This is a genomic window from Paraburkholderia solisilvae, from assembly GCF_902859875.1.
Lineage (GTDB): Bacteria > Pseudomonadota > Gammaproteobacteria > Burkholderiales > Burkholderiaceae > Paraburkholderia > Paraburkholderia solisilvae.
Genome location: NZ_CADIKF010000070.1, coordinates 1 through 18041 on the forward strand (window position 1 = coordinate 1; position 18041 = coordinate 18041).

Sequence of the window (18041 nt, forward strand, 5' to 3'; positions counted from 1 at the left end):
CGCCCGGATGCGTCGCGCCGGGTTGCGCGAGCGCAGGCTCGCTCGCGGCGGATGGCGTTGCAGCGTGCGCCGCGGCCGATGCGGCCGATGCCGCGTTCGCCGGCTGTCCGGCGGCGGGCTGTTCGTTTGCGGGGTTTTCCGCACCGGGCGTGTCGTCGAGCGGTTTTTCGACGATGACCCGCCGCGCATCGCGCGCGACCACCTGCATCGGCAGATGCTGCGCCGCAAGATCCGCGTAGCGGTCGGGCGGCAGCAGCGCGAGCGCGTAGCGGTCCGCTTTCCAGCGCGTGACCCATTGCGCAACGGTCGGCACCCACTTCTGCGGTTCGACCGAGACGCCGAACGTCAACTCGTCCGCGTGCTCGACCATGATCATCGTGTGGCCCACATAGAACGGCAGCGTGTGGTCGAGCACGCCGACCGAGTAGAACGGCGTGTCCGGCGGCAGTTTCGCGAGCGCCGCGCGCACCGCGGGCGCAAGCGGCGCGCCGGAACTGAGGCGGCCGAACACGTCGTGACCGGTGCCGGCAATCGTGCCGAGCAGCAGCCACGCGGCGCCAAATGCGGCGGTCGCGCCGACGATGCCGGCGCGGCTGTTCCGGTTGATCCACATCGCGGCCAGCGTCAGCACCAACGCCACCGCCAGCGCCGCGAATACCCACGTGCGGAATTCGACGTACAGCGCTGTCGGATTGCGCGCATCGCCGAAGCGACCGAGGAACACCGCGCCGAACGCGGCCACCACGAGGAACACCGCATAGCCCGCGAGGTGCCGGTGAAACTGCGCTTGCGTGATGAGCGGCAGATACATGCCGATCAGCAGCGCGAGCGCCGGCGCGATCGGCAGCGTATAGGACAGCAGCTTCGAATGCGATGCGCTGAAGAACAGGAAGATAAAGACCGACCACACCAGCAGCAGAATGACCGGCGCGAAGCCGTTCGCCTGGCGCGGCGTCTTGAGCGCGCGGCGCATGCTCTGCACGCTGAACGACAGCCACGGCAAAAACCCGACGAGCAGCACCGGCACGAAGTAGTAGAACGCGCCGGGGCGGTTTTGCTCGGGCGTCAGATAGCGCCTGAACTGCTGGACGATAAAAAAGAAATTGAAGAACTCGGGGTTGCGGTCCTGCACGAGCACGAACCACGGCGTGACGATCGCGAAGAACACGATCAGCCCGCTGACGAGATACAGGCGTTTCCAGATCGCCCAGTCGCGCGCGATCAGCGTGTACAGCACGAGCGCCGCGCCGGGCAGGATCAGCCCGACGAGGCCCTTGGACAGCACCGCGAGCGCCATCGCCGCCCAGCATGCCCACATCCAGCCGCGCACCGCGCGGCCCGGCAGGTTGGGACGCTGCGCGAGCAGCAGCGCGCACAGCGCGAGTTCCATCCAGAACGACAGGGCCATGTCGAGCGTGTTGAAGTGGCCCATCAGGTTCCAGTACGGCGAGCATGCGAGCACGACTGCCGCGAAGAAGCCGGTGGCCGCATTGAACACGCGCGCGCCGGTGAAGCCGACCAGCAGCACGCCCGCGAAGCCGGTCAGCGCGGTATAGAGGCGCGCCTGCCATTCGCCGAGGCCGAACCACGCGAAGGTGAGTGCGTTGGCCCAGGTTTGCAGCGGCGGCTTCTCGAAATACTTGTAGCCGTTATAGCGCGGCGTGATCCAGTCGCCGGTCACGAACATCTCGCGCGCCATTTCGGCATAACGGCCTTCGTCGCTTGGCAGCAGGTGGCGCCAGCCGAGCGGCACGAACCAGATCAGCGCGAACGCGATCAGCAGGAGCAGGATAACGGTGCGATTGAGCGGTAGCCGGGACGGCGTATCGTTCATTGATTTTCAACCTTTCCGGCCGTCGGGCGGCATCATTTTTCGTCGAACAGCGGGCCATGCCAACTGGCGGCAGCGAACGCGCGCCGCGCCGCGAGCATGCCCGACCAAGCTTAACGGCGCCTTAGGGCGTGCTCCTGTGTTTTCCTGTCGTGCGGGGCGCGTCCAGCGGGTACAAGGGATACATACGTTGCGGGGCGTCCGGACCTGCCTCGCCGCGGCAAGCGCGGATGGGCCGCTTGCTGCCAGCGCGCACGATCTGCCTGCGACCCGCCTGTGGTTCGCGGCGGCGTACGTTTTGCGCGAACGCCGCGCAGTTTACTCGATCGGCGCGACGCTGCCGACCCGCGCGTCCGGTTATGCCTCGATCAGTAGTGCGGCCGCGACTTTGCGTCCTTCGGCCATCAGGATGTTGTAGGTGCGGCAGGCGGCCTTGAAGTCCATCGTTTCGACGCCGATGCGGCGCGCGGCGAGCGCCGACGTGAGGCGCGGATGCGGGAAGCGCAGCCGTTCGCCGCTGCCGAAGATCACGACCTCGGGAGCCGGCTCGATCAACAGCGCGAAGTGCTCGGGGGCGAGGGCCTCGAACGACGAAACCGGCCACGCGATGACCGGCTCTTGCGGCAACACGATGATGCTGCCGGTGTGACGCTCGAGATTGATTTCCACGTAGTCGGCGCCGTAACCGGTCACGGTGTTGAGTGCGCCGCTCGAATCCTGGTGTAATTTCAAACTGGTGTTCCGTGATGATCGCGACGGGTCGCGACAGAAAAGATATTGACGCTCTGGCGTGCTGCGCCGGTTCCGCTGGCGCCCAGGGCCTCGGCGCGGGCGGCGCAACGGCGCCCGCCCGTGCGTGGTGCATTGCGGAAGTCGGTCGAAATCCGCTAAATTATAACTTTTTAGCCACCCGGCGGCGCCGGGCGCTGCGCGCACTGCCACAAGCCACGCCCGCAGTCCCGCGAGGTCGGCCCGAGTTTGATCCAAAGGGCCCGACACGGCGCGTGTCGAACCGCTCCCGGTTGATTGTCCAGCGCACTCTCAGGGCGACTCTCGGGCTGACTTTATGCCCGACTTTTCTGCCAGACTGTCAGGCCGACTCTCTGGCCGACTGCGCGGCCGGTTGCCGGGTTGATTGCACGTCTGACTGCGCGTCTGACCGCACGTCTGCCTGCGCGTCCGACCGTGCGTCTGCCTGATTTCGCACTGCATTGCCCGCGCGCTCCGGTCTATCGCCGCGTAATGCAATTCAGGCATGCGGGCATTCGGCGACGGCGGCTGGCGGCTGTCCACCGGGGTTTGGCCGGATTTGGCTGATCCACCGACTTTTTGTTCCGCGCATGGTCTGTTCCGCGCGGTTTATCCCGCGATTTCGCTGCGTTTGTCGACGCGTCGCCGGGCCGCGATAGCCCGCGCGGTGCGGCAACGCCACCGGAAAGACGGCAGCGGCGTCCGGGGCAGGACCCTCATCCAGGACGAAGTGCCCGCCGTGAAACCCATACTGAAATCCAACAAGCTGTTGAATGTCTGCTACGACATTCGCGGGCCCGTTCTCGAACACGCGAAGCGGCTCGAAGAGGAAGGCCACCGCATCATCAAGCTGAATATCGGCAACCTCGCGTCGTTTGGCTTCGACGCGCCCGACGAGATCATTCAGGACATGATCCTGAATCTGCCGTCGTCGTCGGGTTACTCCGATTCGAAAGGGGTGTTCGCCGCGCGCAAGGCGATCATGCATTACGCGCAGCAAAAGGGCGTGCACGGCGTCGAACTCGACGATATCTACATCGGCAATGGCGCGTCGGAGCTGATTGTGATGGCGCTGCAGGCGCTGCTCAACGACGGCGACGAAGTGCTGCTGCCCGCGCCCGACTACCCGCTGTGGACTGCGGGCGTGAGCCTGGCCGGCGGCACGCCGGTGCACTATATCTGCGACGAGGCGAATCGCTGGATGCCCGACCCGGACGACATTCGCCGCAAAATCACGCCGCAGACGCGTGCGCTGGTCGTGATCAACCCGAACAACCCGACCGGTGCGCTGTATTCGAACGAATTGCTGCTCGAACTGATCGACATCGCGCGCGAGCATGGCCTCGTGATCTTCGCGGACGAGGTGTACGACAAGATCGTCTACGACGGCCGCGAGCACACGGCGCTCGGCGCGCTGTCGGAAGACGTGCTGACGGTCACGTTCAACAGCCTGTCGAAGAGCTACCGGTCGTGCGGCTACCGCGCCGGCTGGATGTGGATTTCCGGGCTCACCGGCGAGAACCGCCGCCGCGCGAAGGACTACTTCGAAGGGCTCGGTATTCTCGCATCGATGCGGCTATGCGCGAACGTGCCGGGCCAGTACGCGATCCAGACCGCGCTCGGCGGTTATCAGAGCATCAACGAACTGATCGCGCCCGGCGGCCGGCTGTTCAGACAGCGCGAACTCGCGTATGAGATGCTCACCGCGATTCCCGGCGTGACCTGCGTGAAGCCGGAGGCGGCGCTTTATATGTTCCCGCGGCTCGATCCGAAGCTGTATCCGATCCAGAACGACCAGCAGTTCATCCTCGATCTGCTGCTCGAAGAGCGCGTGCTGCTCGTGCAAGGCACCGGATTCAACTGGAAAGCGCCGGATCACTTCCGTGTCGTGTTTTTGCCGAACGTCGACGACCTCGCCGATTCGATCAATCGCATTGCGCGTTTTCTCGACGGCTACCGCAAGCGGCACGCGGCCTGACCCACGGTCAGACACGGGTCCCGCGCTTATCCGTTTCCTCAAACTCTTACTCGATAACACACACGCTGCATGGAACCGATCAAAGTTGGATTGCTGGGCTTCGGCACAGTCGGCTGCGGAACCTACACGGTTCTGCGCCGCAATCAGGAAGAAATCAAACGCCGGGCGGGGCGCGGCATCGAAATTGCGCGCATCGCGGTGCGCGATCCGGCGAAGGCGCGGACCGCGCTCGCGAGCGTCGATGCGGCCGACGCGGGCAGCGTCGAGGTGACGAGCGACTTCAACGCGGTGGTCGACGACCCGTCGATCGACATCGTCGCTGAAATGATCGGCGGCACCGGCATTGCGCGCGAGCTCGTGCTGCGCGCGATCGCCAATCGCAAGCATGTGGTGACCGCGAACAAGGCGTTGCTCGCGGTGCACGGCACCGAGATTTTCGAAGCGGCGCACGCGAACGGCGTGATGGTCGCGTTCGAAGCGGCGGTCGCCGGCGGCATTCCGATCATCAAGGCGCTGCGCGAAGGGCTGACCGCGAACCGTATCGAGTACATCGCCGGCATTATCAACGGCACGACGAACTACATTCTTTCCGAGATGCGCGATCGCGGCCTCGACTTCGCGACCGCGCTCAAAGCCGCGCAGGCGCTCGGCTACGCTGAAGCGGACCCGACCTTCGATATCGAAGGCGTCGACGCCGCGCACAAGGCCACCATCATGAGCGCGATCGCGTTCGGCGTGCCGGTGCAGTTCGACAAGGCGTATGTCGAAGGCATCAGCCGGCTCGCGGCGATCGACATCCGCTATGCGGAAGAACTCGGCTACCGCATCAAGCTGCTCGGCATTGCACGCCGTACGGCCAAGGGCATCGAACTGCGCGTGCACCCGACGCTGATTCCGGCCAAACGCCTGCTGGCCAACGTCGAAGGCGCGATGAACGCGGTGGTGGTGCACGGCGACGCGGTCGGCACCACGCTGTACTACGGCAAGGGCGCGGGCGCGGAGCCGACCGCATCGGCGGTGGTGGCCGATCTGGTCGACGTGACGCGTCTGCATACCGCCGATCCGGAACACCGCGTGCCGCATCTCGCGTTCCAGCGCGACCGGCTGTCGGATACGCCGATCTTGCCGATCGACGAAGTGACGAGCGGCTATTACCTGCGTCTGCGCGTGGCCGACGTGACCGGCGTGCTGGCCGACATCACGCGCATTCTCGCGGCGGCCGGTATTTCGATCGACGCGCTGCTGCAAAAGGAATCGGAGCAGGTCGACGATCACGGCAAGGGCGAAACCGACATCATCCTGATCACGCACGAGACGGTCGAAAAGAACGTGAATGCGGCGATCTCGGGCATCGAGGCGTTGCGCACGGTGGTCTCGAAGGTAACGAAACTGCGCATGGAAGCGCTGAACTAGGCGGACTTTTTCCCATGAATTACATTTCCACGCGCGGCGCTGGAGCAGGCGAGCGCCATACGTTTTCCGACATTCTGCTGGGCGGTCTGGCGAAAGACGGCGGCCTGTATCTGCCGGCCGCGTACCCGCGCGCCTCCGCGGACGAACTGGCGCGCTGGCGCACGCTGCCGTATGCGGATCTCGCCTTCGAAATCCTGTCGAAATTCAGCGACGACATTCCCGCCGACGATCTGCGCGAACTCACGCGCCGCACGTACACCGCGCGGACCTACTGCAACGTGCGCGACGACGAACAGGCCGCGCAGATCACGCCGTTGAAGACGCTCGGCGTCGAGAACGGCGCGCCGCTTGCGCTGCTCGAGCTGTCGAACGGGCCGACGCTCGCGTTCAAGGACATGGCGATGCAACTGCTCGGCAACCTGTTCGAGTACACGCTCGCGAAGCACGGCGAAACGCTCAATATTCTCGGCGCCACATCGGGAGATACCGGCAGCGCGGCTGAATACGCGATGCGCGGCAAACGCGGCATTCGCGTGTTCATGCTGTCGCCGCACGGGAAAATGAGCGCGTTCCAGACCGCGCAGATGTACAGCCTACAGGACCCGAACATCTTCAATATTGCCGTCGAAGGCGTGTTCGACGATTGCCAGGACATCGTCAAAGCGGTGTCGAACGATCACGCGTTCAAGGCCGCGCACAAGATCGGCACGGTCAATTCGATCAACTGGGCGCGGGTGGTCGCGCAGGTCGTCTACTACTTCAAGGGCTATTTCGCCGCGACGCAGTCCAACGACGAACGCGTGTCGTTCACCGTGCCGTCGGGCAATTTCGGCAACGTCTGCGCGGGCCATATCGCGCGGATGATGGGCTTGCCGATCGAGAAGCTGGTGGTCGCGACCAACGAAAACGATGTGCTCGACGAGTTCTTCCGCACCGGCATTTACCGCGTGCGCAAGTCGGCCGAGACGTACCACACGAGCAGCCCGAGCATGGACATCTCGAAGGCGTCGAACTTCGAGCGTTTCGTGTTCGATCTGCTCGGCCGCGATCCGGCGCGCGTGCTGCAACTGTTCCGCGACGTCGAGCAGAAGGGCGGTTTCGATCTCGCCGCCAGCGGCGATTTCGCGCGCGTGCAGCAGTTCGGTTTCGTGTCGGGCAGCAGCACGCATGCGGACCGCGTCGACGCGATTCGCGACGTGTTCGAACGCTATGACACGATGATCGACACGCACACGGCGGACGGTCTGAAAGTGGCGCGCGAGCATCTGCAGGCCGGTATTCCGATGATCGTGCTCGAGACCGCGCAGCCGATCAAATTCGGCGAGACGATTCGCGAGGCGCTGCTGCGCGAGCCGGAGCGGCCCGCGGCGTTTGTCGGCCTCGAGGCGTTGCCGCAGCGCTTCGATGTGCTGCCGGCGGATGCGCAGCGGGTGAAGGACTTCGTCGCGTCGCGGACGGGCGCGTAGCGAGCGGAAATTAGGCCGGGAAGTGGGGCTGTCGGGACAAGAAGCGGGACCAGAAGCGGGACCAGAAGCGGGAAGCTGACGCGCGGCGCGAGGCATGAGGCGCAAGGTTCGGCGCGTCGACAGGGTGCAAGGCTATCCCGCCTTCGCCCGTCGCCCGCTACAATGTTCGTTCCCGTCCCGCCCACGTCCCCATCCAGACGATGTCCACACCCACGCCTGCCGTACCCCGCGCCCCGATGCTGTCGACCGCCGATGCGCTTGCCACCTTGCTCGGCGCCGCCGTGCAAATCGACGGCCAGGCCACGCTACCCACACTCGATGCGTTGAATCGCGTGCTGGCCGCCGATGTCGTGTCGCCGCTCGACGTCCCGCCGATGCACACGAGTTCGATGGACGGCTACGCGGTGCGCATTGCCGATCTCGCGCATGGCGAGCGCCGCTTGCCGGTGTCGCAGCGCATTCCGGCGGGCCACGCGCCGCAACCGCTCGCGGCGGGCACCGCGGCGCGCATCTTCACGGGCGCGACGGTGCCACCGGGCGCCGATGCGATCGTGATGCAGGAACAAACCGAGGTGGACGGCGATACGGTGTCGCTGCTGCATACGCCGAAGACCGGCGAGTGGATCACGCAGCAAGGCGCGGACATTCGCCGCGGCGCGGTGATCCTGCCGGCCGGCACGCGGCTCACGCCGCAGGCGCTCGGGCTCGCTGCGTCGGTCGGTTGCGCGGAGTTGTGCGTGATGCGCCGCGTAAAGGTCGCGGTGTTCTTTACCGGCGACGAACTGACGATGCCGGGCGAACCGCTCAAGCCCGGCGCGATCTATAACTCGAACCGATTCACGTTGCGCGGGCTGCTCGAAAAGCTCGGCTGCGAGGTGACCGACTACGGCATCGTGCCCGACCGGCTCGACGCGACGCGCGCGACGTTGCGCGATGCGGCGCGCGAGCACGATCTGATCCTCACGTGCGGCGGCGTGTCGGTTGGCGAGGAAGATCACGTGAAGCCGGCGGTCGAGGCGGAAGGACGGCTGTCGATGTGGCAGATCGCGATGAAGCCGGGCAAGCCGCTCGCGTTCGGCGCGGTGCGCCGCGCCGCGGGCGGCGCCGAAAGTGCGGCCGCCAGCGCGGCGGCCACCGCGGGCATTGACGAAAACACTGCGGAGAGCACTGCAGCGAGCACCACGACGAACGCTAACGCGAACAACGCTGCGAGCACGACCGCGAGCGCAAGCGCGGAGACGTTCTTCATCGGCTTGCCGGGCAACCCGGTGTCGAGTTTCGCGACCTTCGTGCTGTTCGTACGGCCGTTCGTGCTGCGGCTTGCCGGCGTGCGCACCGTGACGCCGCGCGCGCTGTCGCTGCGTGCGGATTTCACGCAGCAAAAGGCGGATCGCCGCAACGAGTTCCTGCGCGCGCGCGTCAATGCGGCGGGCGGACTCGACCTGTTTCCGAACCAGAGTTCCGCGGTGCTGACCTCGACCGTATGGGGCGACGGGCTGATCGACAATCCGCCCAATCACGCGATCAGCGCGGGCGAGACCGTGCGTTTCATTCCGTTTGCCGAGCTGCTGAACTGAAGCACCGAAACCCTACCGGTTCAGCGAACCGAACCTGATCGATATTGAACCGAAGCCGCCGATGAAGATTCAGCTGAAATATTTTGCGAGCGTGCGTGAAGCGCTCGGCGTGGCCGGCGAAGCGGCCGACGTGCCGGCCGAGGTCGCGACCGTCGGCGACGTGCGCGCGTGGTTGCGCGTGCGCGGCGGCATCTGGGCCGACACGCTCGCCGAAGGTCGCGCGCTGCGCATGGCGTGCAACCACGTGATGACCGATGCCGGCACGCGTATCACCGACGGCTGCGAAGTCGCGTTTTTCCCGCCGGTCACCGGCGGCTGAGGAGCATGCGATGACCGTGCGCGTGCAAACCGAAGACTTCGACCTGTCCACCGAGGTCGCTGCGCTGCGCGCGCAGAATCCGAAGGTCGGCGCGGTCGCGTGTTTCGTCGGCACGGTGCGCGACCTGAACGAAGGCGCGACCGTCGAGACGATGGAACTCGAACACTATCCGGGCATGACCGAGAAGTCGCTCGAACGCATCGTCGACGCGGCGCGCGAACGGTGGCCCGGCACCGACGTGCTGATCATCCATCGCGTCGGCAAGCTGGTGCCGCTCGATCAGATCGTGCTGGTCGCGACGACGTCCGCGCATCGCGGCAACGCGTTCGCGTCGTGCGAATTTGTGATGGACTATCTGAAAACCCACGCGCCGTTCTGGAAGAAGGAAAAGACCGAACACGGCGAGCGCTGGGTAGACGCACGGGTGACCGACGATGCGGCACTCGAGCGCTGGGGTCTGGACGCCGGCAACGCGAAGGCGGAGTAGCAACACACGTTGCTCGCGCCCCGCGGCGGCGTACGCGTCGTCGCTTATTCGTCGTCTTGTCCGCGGCCGATGAACGTCGCCGGGAACGGCTCGCCACGCGGTCGCGACGGCAGGGCATGCGCGGCATTCTCATGCGCGCCGCCATCCTTGCGCCGGCGCGGCGCAACGCGTTCGAGCAACGCCTTCTGCTCGTCGGGAATCGTGTAGTCCCAGCCGAAGCGGCTCAACTGCAAACTCTGCGCGATGCGCAGCGCAGGCTCCATGAAGCGCACCGCCGCAGCGGGTTCATAGCGCTCTTCGACGGTATCGAGGAACAGATACAGCCAGCGGCTGAAATGCCGCGGCTCGATACCTTCCAGCGGCTGATGCGTCTGCTGCACATTGCCGCGGTACTGCTTCGAGCCGAGCACGAGGCTCCCCCAGAACACGCACATTTTCGGCAAATGCTGATCCCAGCGGCCGGCGATCGTCTGCTCGAAGACCGGCCCGAGCAGCGCATCGGCGCGCACGCGATCGTAAAACGCGTAGACCAGCTCACGAATGTTCGCTTCAGTTGGTTCGGATTGCCGCACAACCGCCGCGGCGGGCTCAAAAGACGGGTTCATTCGATCGTGACGAGTCCGGCTGGCGATAGCCGTTTCGAGGTCCATTGTTAAAAGACATCGCGAATCCGGTAAAAAAGACCGCGTGCGAAGAAACCATAGCGTTTATAGTTACGCGAAATAACACGACAAACGCAGCAATAAGATGCTTGATGCAAGCATCTTATTGTAATCAGGCGTGCGATGCAGCATGCGATAAAGCGTCCACGGCAACCTTGGAAAGGACGCGGCCCGGCTTGTTTGCGGCCCGCCTTCGCCGATCGCGACTTGGCATACATGAGACTGACAGACTATACCGACTACTCGTTGCGTGTGCTGCTGTACCTCGCCGTACGCCCTGAGGGGCTCGCAACGATCCAGGACATTTCCGACTCGTACGGAATTTCCAAAAACCATCTGATGAAAGTCGTCCAGCGGCTCGCCGAACTCGGCTGGGTCGAGACGGTTCGTGGGCGCAATGGCGGACTGCGACTGTACGAACACTCGTCCGCGCTGACGGTCGGAGAGGTGGTGCGGGCGGCCGAGAGCGATTTCGCGCTGGTCGCCTGCCTGCCGGACGGCGACGGCTCGCACCGCGAATGCGCGATCCGGCCGCATTGCCGTTTGAAGGGCGTGCTCGAGAGCGCACGCGACGCGTTCTTCGCCGAGCTCGATCGCCATACGATCCGTGACATCGCGCAGCCGAATGCGCCGCTGCTGTCACTGCTCGGTCTGTTGCCGGCCGTCGTGCCGGTCGCGTCGATCGTTCCGATCGCCCCCGACGCGTAGTCTCGCGCGGCTGAACGTCGCATCGGCTTCGCGTCGACGTCGCATCAACGTCGCATCGAGCGGCGTGCCGTCGCAGGCCGGGTTCAGGCACGGCCCGCGGCCCGCCGCGACCCGACGCCGCGGCCGCGCCGCCGGGCGCCTGTCGCCCGTGGACGGATTAGCGCGCTGCGCGCAGCCAATGCGCCGAATTGTTATCTCCAGGCGCAAATAACCGCTTGAAACGTGTGGAATCCGCCTCATTTTGGTGACATTCGAAACTGGAGGTCTCTTGATGAGAATCGACAAACTCACCACCAAATTCCAGGAGGCGCTGGCGGACGCGCAAAGCCTCGCGGTCGGTCATGACAATCAGTACATTGAGCCGGTCCACCTGCTGGCGGCGCTCGTCGCGCAGCGGGACGGCTCCGCGCGTTCGCTGCTCTCGCGTGCGGGCGTGCACGCGCAGGCGTTGCAAACCGCGTTGAACGACGCGGTCGCGCGGCTGCCCCAGGTGCAGGGCACCGACGGCAACGTGCAGATCGGCCGTGAACTGACCGGGCTGCTCAACCAGGCCGACAAGGAAGCGCAGAAGCTCAACGACACCTATATCGCGAGCGAGATGTTCCTGCTTGCCGTCGCCGACGACAAAGGCGAGGCCGGGCGTCTCGCGCGCGAGCACGGCCTCACGCGCAAGTCGCTCGAAACGGCGATCGCCGCGGTGCGCGGCGGTTCGCAGGTGCATAGCCAGGATGCCGAGAGCCAGCGCGAAGCGCTGAAGAAATACACGATCGATCTGACCGAACGCGCGCGCGCCGGCAAGCTCGATCCGGTGATCGGCCGCGACGACGAGATTCGCCGCTCGATCCAGATTCTGCAACGGCGCACGAAAAACAATCCGGTGCTGATCGGCGAGCCGGGCGTCGGCAAGACGGCGATCGTCGAAGGGCTTGCGCAGCGTATCGTCAACGGCGAGGTGCCGGAGACGCTCAAGGGCAAGCGCGTGCTCTCGCTCGATATGGCGGCGCTGCTCGCCGGCGCGAAGTACCGCGGCGAATTCGAGGAGCGTCTGAAGGCGGTGCTCAACGATATCGCGAAGGACGAAGGCCAGACCATCGTCTTTATCGACGAGATTCACACGATGGTCGGCGCGGGCAAGGCCGAAGGCGCGATGGACGCGGGCAACATGCTGAAGCCGGCGCTATCGCGCGGCGAACTGCATTGCGTCGGCGCGACCACGCTCGATGAATACCGCAAGTACATCGAGAAGGATGCGGCGCTCGAGCGGCGCTTCCAGAAGGTGCTGGTCGACGAACCGAGCGTCGAAGCGACCATCGCGATCCTGCGCGGCCTGCAGGAGCGTTACGAACTGCATCATGGCGTCGATATCACCGACCCGGCGATCGTGGCCGCGGCGGAGCTGTCGCATCGGTACATCACCGATCGCTTCCTGCCGGACAAGGCGATCGACCTGATCGACGAGGCCGCCTCGAAGATCAAGATGGAAATCGATTCGAAGCCGGAAGAAATGGACCGGCTCGATCGCCGCCGCATCCAGCTGAAGATCGAACGCGAAGCGGTGAAGAAGGAGAAGGACGAAGCGTCGCAGAAGCGTCTGCAACTGATCGAAGAAGAAATCGAGCGGCTCGATCGCGAATATTCGGACCTCGAACAGATCTGGATGGCTGAGAAGGCGGCAGTGCAGGGCAGCGCGCAACTCAAGGAAGAGATCGAGAAAACCCGTGCGGAAATTGCGCGGCTGCAACGCGAGGGCAAGCTCGAGAAGGTGGCGGAATTGCAGTACGGCAAGCTGCCGCAGCTCGAGGCGCGCCTGAAGCAGGTCACCCAGGCGGAAGCGCAGGAGCAGAACAACCCGACTCGCCCGCGGCTGTTGCGCACGCAGGTCGGGGCGGAGGAAATCGCCGAGGTGGTGTCGCGTGCGACCGGCATTCCGGTCGCGCGGATGATGCAGGGCGAGCGCGAAAAGCTGTTGCAGATCGAAGACAAGCTGCATCAGCGCGTGGTCGGCCAGGATGAGGCGATCAGCGCGGTGGCCGATGCGATCCGCCGTTCGCGCGCGGGTCTGTCGGATCCGAACCGTCCGTATGGGTCGTTCCTGTTCCTCGGGCCGACGGGCGTCGGCAAGACCGAACTGTGCAAGGCGCTGGCGTCGTTCCTGTTCGATTCGGAAGATCATCTGATCCGGATCGACATGAGCGAGTTTATGGAAAAGCACAGCGTCGCGCGGCTGATCGGCGCGCCGCCGGGCTACGTCGGCTATGAGGAAGGCGGCTACCTGACCGAAGCGGTGCGCCGCAAGCCGTATAGCGTGATCCTGCTCGACGAGATCGAGAAAGCGCATCCGGACGTGTTCAACGTGCTGCTGCAGGTGCTCGACGACGGTCGCATGACCGACGGCCAGGGCCGCACGGTCGACTTCAAGAACACCGTGATCGTGATGACGTCGAACCTCGGCTCGCAGGTGATCCAGTCGATGGTCGGGCAGCCGCAGGACGACGTGAAGGACGCGGTGTGGGAAGAAGTGAAGCTGCATTTCCGGCCCGAATTCCTGAACCGGATCGACGACGTCGTCGTGTTCCATGCGCTTGACCGGTCGAACATCCAGTCGATCGCGAAGATCCAGCTGGAGCGGGTGCACGAGCGGCTCGCGAAACTCGATATGCAGCTCGTGGTGTCCGACGAGGCGCTCGAGTTGATCGGCAAGGTCGGCTATGATCCGCTGTTCGGCGCGCGGCCGCTAAAGCGCGCGATCCAGCAGGAAATCGAGAACCCGGTCGCGAAGCTGATTCTCGCGGGCAGGTTCGGGCCGAAGGATGTGATTCCGGTCGATGTGAGAAACGGCAAGCTGGTGTTCGAGCGGGTCGTGCATTAAAGCAGGGCGGCAGCCGGGCCGCGGCCTGAACGAGGGTTCTGCGGCACGCAAGGCGGGCAACGAAGCAATTCGTTGCCCGCTTTTTTTATATCGATGACCGGACATTGCATGCGCGCGCGATGCCGTTGCGCCGCTACGCGTTTCTATTGCCGAACAATCCCGACAGCGCGCTCAACGCGCCCGACACGCTCGACGGCTCGACCTTGCCGTCAGCGGGCACTTCGCCGTTCGGCGTCGCCGCGTCGACCACGTGCGGCAGCACTTGCGACAGGAGCCCGGTTACCTGTTCGGGTTCGACGCCCGCTTTGGCCGCGAGATTCGTGACGGTTTCCGAGCCGAGCACGTTCTGCAGCGTATCCGGACTGATCGCCTTGTTTGCGCCGGTGCCGATCCATGAACTGATGATGTCGCCGGCGCCGTTTTCATGGAAGCGCTGGATGAGTCCGTTCAGACCACCCGGCTGATTGTTGATGAATTCGAGTGCGCTCGCGACGAGCGCCTGCTGGCCTGCGCCGCCGCCCTGCGGCGAACTGCCGAACATCGAACCGATCGTGTCGAGAAGGCTCATGACTGTCTCTCCTGAAGGCCGGTGCGCGCGTGCGTACCGGTTGGGGGAAAACGCCGCGAGCAAACACGCGGCATCGGGTCGCCGTGCGCGGTCGTTGCAGATGCAACGATCCGCGCGGCGCGGGTGGACGATAAAAGCAACGTCAAAGGACGACACCGAAGCGCAGCGCAAGGCGATGCGCAACAGCAACGCAATCGCGCGCCGGCACGCATTCGCGCGTCATGTGCCAGACGCCGCGGGCGCGGACGCAGCGGCCTTGCTCTTCTTTTTCTTCGATTTCGAGGTTTTGGTATCGGATGCCGCTGCCGGCATATCCGCAGCGGGCGCGGGCGTCGTGGTTGCCGTGCTTTGCGGCGCGGACTTCGTCGCGGACGGTGTCGACTTCGTGGCCGGTTTCGCGCCCGAGGGCGGCGCGCCCGACCCGTTGATCGTCAAGCCTGCCGCTTCCAGATTCTTCACCGATTTCGTGCCGATGCCCTTCACGCGAGCGGCGAGATCGTCGGCATCCTTGAATGGGCCGTTTTTCGTGCGTTCGTCGATGATCGCCTTGGCGTGGACCGGGCCGATGCCCTTGACCGATTCGAGTGCGGCCTGATCGGCGGTATTGACTTCGACTGCGGCGGCAAGGCCCGCGCACAGTACGAGAATCAGCGCGACGCACAGCATCCAGAGCTTTTTCAACATGGTAAGCACTCCATTGAGGGCGGAACAGGCCGGGAACGGACCGCGCATCCAGTCAGCAAGCGTTGCGACTCAAGCATAGAACACTTTGTGCGGCATTATTGCGAAAAACTGTTAATTTGGCGTGCTTTTCGCCGTCGTTTGTACGCAGTTATGGTGCCGCGCGACGGTTCGAATCATCTGCGCAATGGGTCGATCGACGCGCGCGCAGACGAGGCAGAAGAAGAGGCGGCTGCCGCCGCCCGAGGTGCCGATGCGCTGTGCGTCGCGGTTGCGCCGCGCACCTCGAAACGTACCGTATCGGCGCTGTGGCCGGCCGGGTCGACGAGTTCGAGCACATGGCGGCCCGGCCATGGCGGCCACAATACGCGCGGCGCATCACCCAGCGGTTTGCCGTCGAGATGCCAGATGCTTTGCCCGGACACGCCGCTCGCGCGTTCGAATACGATGCGCTGGTTGACCGGCGGAATGTCGGGGTCGAGCGCGAAGAGCGTGCCGTCGGCCGGCGCGCTGATGCGCGGCGCGCCGGCCGATCGGGGCGATCGGGTGGCGCTTGCGTGTGCCGCATTGGCGTTGGCTGCGGCGGGTTGGCGACCCGTGAGCGTCGGACGCGTTGGGTCGGTTTGGCCGGCTTGTTCGGTTTGTTCGGCTTGTCCGGTTTGATCCGCCTGGCGCGTCTGGTCATCGCGCGCCCCCGCCGCGAGGGCGACGACCGGCGTTTGCGTGCCGCGCAGGAACCATTCGTCGCGTGCCGGTTCGAGCGCCTCGTCGAATCTCACGTGCGCGCGGACCACGCCGGCAGGCGCGGCGGGCGGCGTGCTGGCCGCCCGCCGATGCAGGTAGCCGACCAGCGCGGCCCACACGGGCGCCGCGCCCGTCACGCCGGATACGTCCCACATCGGCGTGCCGTCCGCATTGCCGACCCAGACGCCGACCGTGTAGCGCGATGTAAAGCCGATCGTCCAGTTGTCGCGCATATCCTTGCTGGTGCCGGTTTTGACCGCGGAAAAAAAGCGCGTCGCGAGCGGGCTGTCGAAGCCGAACGTGCGCGTGCGCGCGTTGTTGTCGGACAGCACCGATGTCACGATAAAGCTCGCGTCGACGCTGAACACGCGGCGAGCAGGCAACGGTGCGCCGCTGTCGTTGCCGCTACCGCTACTGCCCGGTTTGCGTGAGTGCGCGGCAAGATCGACAGTCGGCGATGCAATGCCGCCGTTCGCGAGCGCGCGATACGCGTTGGTCAGCGACAGCAGCGTGACGTCCGCGCTGCCGAGCGCGAGGCTGTAGCCGTAGTAGTCGCCGCTCTGTTCGAGCGGCAGCCCGAGCGCGACGAGCGTGTCCGCAAAGCGATGCGGCGTGACCATCACCAGCGTGCGCACGGCCGGCACGTTCAGCGACGACCCGAGCGCAGTGCGCACGCTGACCCAGCCCTTGAAGCCCTTGTCGTAGTTCTGCGGAATGTAGAGTCCGCCGCCGGCCGGCAGATCGAGCGGCGCATCGTCGAGCAGCGACGCGGTCGTCACGCGCCGCTCGTCAATCGCCTGCGCGTACAGGAACGGCTTGAGCGTCGAGCCCGCCTGGCGGCGCGCGAGCACCGCATCGACGTCGGGCGCGGCCGACAGACTCCCGGATGAGCCGACCCATGCGAGCACGTCGCCGCTCGCGTTGTCGAGCACGAGCACCGCGCCGTCATGCACGTTGCGCGGATGCGCGCGCGCGTTCAACTCGGCGAGGGTGCGCGTGAGCGTATCGCGCGCGAAGCGCTGCAGGTTCGCGTCGAGTGTCGAGTTGACACGTGCGCCCGCGGCGGGATGCAGTTCGCCGGCCACGCGCCGTGCAAAATGAGGCGCAAGCGAACCGGCGTCGGGCGCTGCGCTCAGCAACGCGGGAGCCGGGCGCGCGAATGCCAGTTGCACGAAGCTGTCGAGGTTCGCGCAGCGCGCAGCGGCCTGCATATCGCGCAAGATGCGGCACGCGCGCGCGGCGACCTTCGGGTACGGCGCGTTCGGCGCGCGCACCAGCGCGGCGGCCACGGCTGCCTCGCGATCGTCGAGCCCGGAGGGCGCCTTGCCGAACAGCGTGAACGACAGCGCGGACAGCCCGATGGTCTCGCCGCGCAGCGGCACGAGATTCAGATACGCCTCGAGAATCTGATCCTTGCGCCAACTGCGCTCGAGGCGCAACGCGTCGATTGCCTGACCGGCTTTCTGCACGAGCGAGCGCTGCCCGGAGCGCTGGCGGTCTTTCTCGAGCAGGCCTGCTAACTGCATCGTTACCGTGGACGCGCCGCGCGTGCGCGTATTCCACACATTGCCCCACGCCGCCGCGGCCGCACCGCGCCAATCGATACCGCTATGCGCGTAAAAGCGCTTGTCCTCGGACACCACGATTGCTTCGCGCAGTGCCGGCGAAATATCGGCGAGCGCGACCCAGTCGCCGCGCCGTTCGGTGTGGTCGACGCGCGTGCGCTGCATTGGCTCGCCGTCGCGCGATAGCAGCAGCCAGTCGGAACTGCGCCATTGCGCGCGCACGTCGTCGAAGCCGGGCAATGCATGCGCGGCGAGCGGGATCGTCAGCAAGGTTGCGCACACAACCGCTGCGTGCGCGAACGCGCGCATGCGCGTGAGTCCGGTCGATTGCGAACGAAGTATGCGGTGCATGTTCGTCTCGTCGCAGGCTACCGCGTGCCGGATGCGGCAGGCTCCGGTGCGGCCGATGCGGGCCGCGCCGTC

13 protein-coding genes and 1 pseudogene are annotated in these 18041 nt (G+C 65.5%); 8 read left to right on the forward strand and 6 right to left on the reverse strand.

The window, feature by feature from the left end:
- On the reverse strand, nucleotides 1-1834 hold a 1834-nt coding region (locus HV675_RS28905), incomplete at its 3' end, for a glycosyltransferase family 39 protein (RefSeq protein WP_175114881.1).
- A 354-nt stretch (nucleotides 1835-2188) separates the two neighbouring features.
- Nucleotides 2189-2563 (reverse strand): Mth938-like domain-containing protein, encoded by a 375-nt coding sequence (locus HV675_RS28910; protein ID WP_175114882.1) that lies wholly within the window; start codon nucleotides 2561-2563, stop codon nucleotides 2189-2191.
- Between the two features lie 748 nt (nucleotides 2564-3311).
- On the opposite strand from HV675_RS28910, the gene HV675_RS28915 reads away from it, so the two are divergent.
- The 6 genes from HV675_RS28915 to moaE all read left to right on the forward strand — a co-directional run bounded on the left by HV675_RS28915 (nucleotide 3312) and on the right by moaE (nucleotide 9821).
- Entirely contained in the window at nucleotides 3312-4559 is a 1248-nt protein-coding gene (locus tag HV675_RS28915) for a pyridoxal phosphate-dependent aminotransferase (RefSeq protein ID WP_281364162.1), read from the forward strand.
- A 69-nt stretch (nucleotides 4560-4628) separates the two neighbouring features.
- Nucleotides 4629-5972, forward strand: a complete 1344-nt coding sequence (locus tag HV675_RS28920) for a homoserine dehydrogenase (protein WP_175114884.1) — start codon at nucleotides 4629-4631, stop codon at nucleotides 5970-5972.
- A gap of 14 nt (nucleotides 5973-5986) precedes the next feature.
- Nucleotides 5987-7438, forward strand: a complete 1452-nt coding sequence (thrC, locus tag HV675_RS28925) for a threonine synthase (RefSeq protein WP_175114885.1) — start codon at nucleotides 5987-5989, stop codon at nucleotides 7436-7438.
- Between the two features lie 200 nt (nucleotides 7439-7638).
- Complete coding sequence (locus HV675_RS28930) at nucleotides 7639-9015, forward strand: molybdopterin molybdotransferase MoeA (protein ID WP_175114886.1); 1377 nt, start codon at nucleotides 7639-7641, stop codon at nucleotides 9013-9015.
- A 61-nt stretch (nucleotides 9016-9076) separates the two neighbouring features.
- Complete coding sequence (gene moaD / locus HV675_RS28935; RefSeq protein WP_175114887.1) at nucleotides 9077-9334, forward strand: molybdopterin converting factor subunit 1; 258 nt, start codon at nucleotides 9077-9079, stop codon at nucleotides 9332-9334.
- A gap of 10 nt (nucleotides 9335-9344) precedes the next feature.
- Entirely contained in the window at nucleotides 9345-9821 is a 477-nt protein-coding gene (moaE, locus tag HV675_RS28940) for a molybdopterin synthase catalytic subunit MoaE (protein ID WP_175114888.1), read from the forward strand.
- Nucleotides 9822-9865: 44 nt separating this feature from the next.
- Here the strand turns inward: moaE and HV675_RS28945 are convergent, their stop codons facing one another.
- Complete coding sequence (locus HV675_RS28945) at nucleotides 9866-10426, reverse strand: group III truncated hemoglobin (RefSeq protein WP_175114889.1); 561 nt, start codon at nucleotides 10424-10426, stop codon at nucleotides 9866-9868.
- A gap of 273 nt (nucleotides 10427-10699) precedes the next feature.
- Here HV675_RS28945 and HV675_RS28950 point away from each other — a divergent pair, with 273 nt between their 5' ends.
- Together HV675_RS28950 and clpB are read left to right on the forward strand one after the other, a co-directional pair.
- Nucleotides 10700-11191, forward strand: coding sequence for an Rrf2 family transcriptional regulator (locus HV675_RS28950; protein WP_175114890.1), 492 nt, complete (start codon nucleotides 10700-10702; stop codon nucleotides 11189-11191).
- Nucleotides 11192-11462: 271 nt separating this feature from the next.
- Nucleotides 11463-14060 (forward strand): ATP-dependent chaperone ClpB, encoded by a 2598-nt coding sequence (gene clpB, locus HV675_RS28955; protein WP_175114891.1) that lies wholly within the window; start codon nucleotides 11463-11465, stop codon nucleotides 14058-14060.
- 133 nt (nucleotides 14061-14193) lie between these two features.
- Here the strand turns inward: clpB and HV675_RS28960 are convergent, their stop codons facing one another.
- From HV675_RS28960 to pbpC, 3 genes and pseudogenes are all read right to left on the reverse strand, one after another.
- Nucleotides 14194-14628 carry a YidB family protein gene (locus HV675_RS28960; protein ID WP_175114892.1) on the reverse strand — a complete coding sequence of 145 codons (435 nt, stop codon included), beginning with the start codon at nucleotides 14626-14628 and terminating at the stop codon, nucleotides 14194-14196.
- A gap of 228 nt (nucleotides 14629-14856) precedes the next feature.
- A pseudogene (locus HV675_RS28965) lies at nucleotides 14857-15312 on the reverse strand (ComEA family DNA-binding protein); the annotation flags it as partial.
- Between the two features lie 173 nt (nucleotides 15313-15485).
- Nucleotides 15486-17927 (reverse strand): penicillin-binding protein 1C, encoded by a 2442-nt coding sequence (pbpC, locus tag HV675_RS28970; RefSeq protein WP_175114901.1) that lies wholly within the window; start codon nucleotides 17925-17927, stop codon nucleotides 15486-15488.
- Nucleotides 17928-18041 lie beyond the last annotated feature (114 nt).

Bases quoted from the DNA above. Each gene is read 5' to 3' on its own strand.
- thrC (WP_175114885.1), top strand. From the start codon at position 5,987: ATGAATTACATTTCCACGCGCGGCGCTGGAGCAGGCGAGCGCCATACG.
- HV675_RS28945 (WP_175114889.1), bottom strand. From the start codon at position 10,426: ATGAACCCGTCTTTTGAGCCCGCCGCGGCGGTTGTGCGGCAATCCGAA.
- HV675_RS28950 (WP_175114890.1), top strand. From the start codon at position 10,700: ATGAGACTGACAGACTATACCGACTACTCGTTGCGTGTGCTGCTGTAC.
- HV675_RS28960 (WP_175114892.1), bottom strand. From the start codon at position 14,628: ATGAGCCTTCTCGACACGATCGGTTCGATGTTCGGCAGTTCGCCGCAG.
- moaE (WP_175114888.1), top strand. From the start codon at position 9,345: ATGACCGTGCGCGTGCAAACCGAAGACTTCGACCTGTCCACCGAGGTC.
- moaD (WP_175114887.1), top strand. From the start codon at position 9,077: ATGAAGATTCAGCTGAAATATTTTGCGAGCGTGCGTGAAGCGCTCGGC.
- HV675_RS28920 (WP_175114884.1), top strand. From the start codon at position 4,629: ATGGAACCGATCAAAGTTGGATTGCTGGGCTTCGGCACAGTCGGCTGC.
- HV675_RS28930 (WP_175114886.1), top strand. From the start codon at position 7,639: ATGTCCACACCCACGCCTGCCGTACCCCGCGCCCCGATGCTGTCGACC.
- clpB (WP_175114891.1), top strand. From the start codon at position 11,463: ATGAGAATCGACAAACTCACCACCAAATTCCAGGAGGCGCTGGCGGAC.
- pbpC (WP_175114901.1), bottom strand. From the start codon at position 17,927: ATGCGCGCGTTCGCGCACGCAGCGGTTGTGTGCGCAACCTTGCTGACG.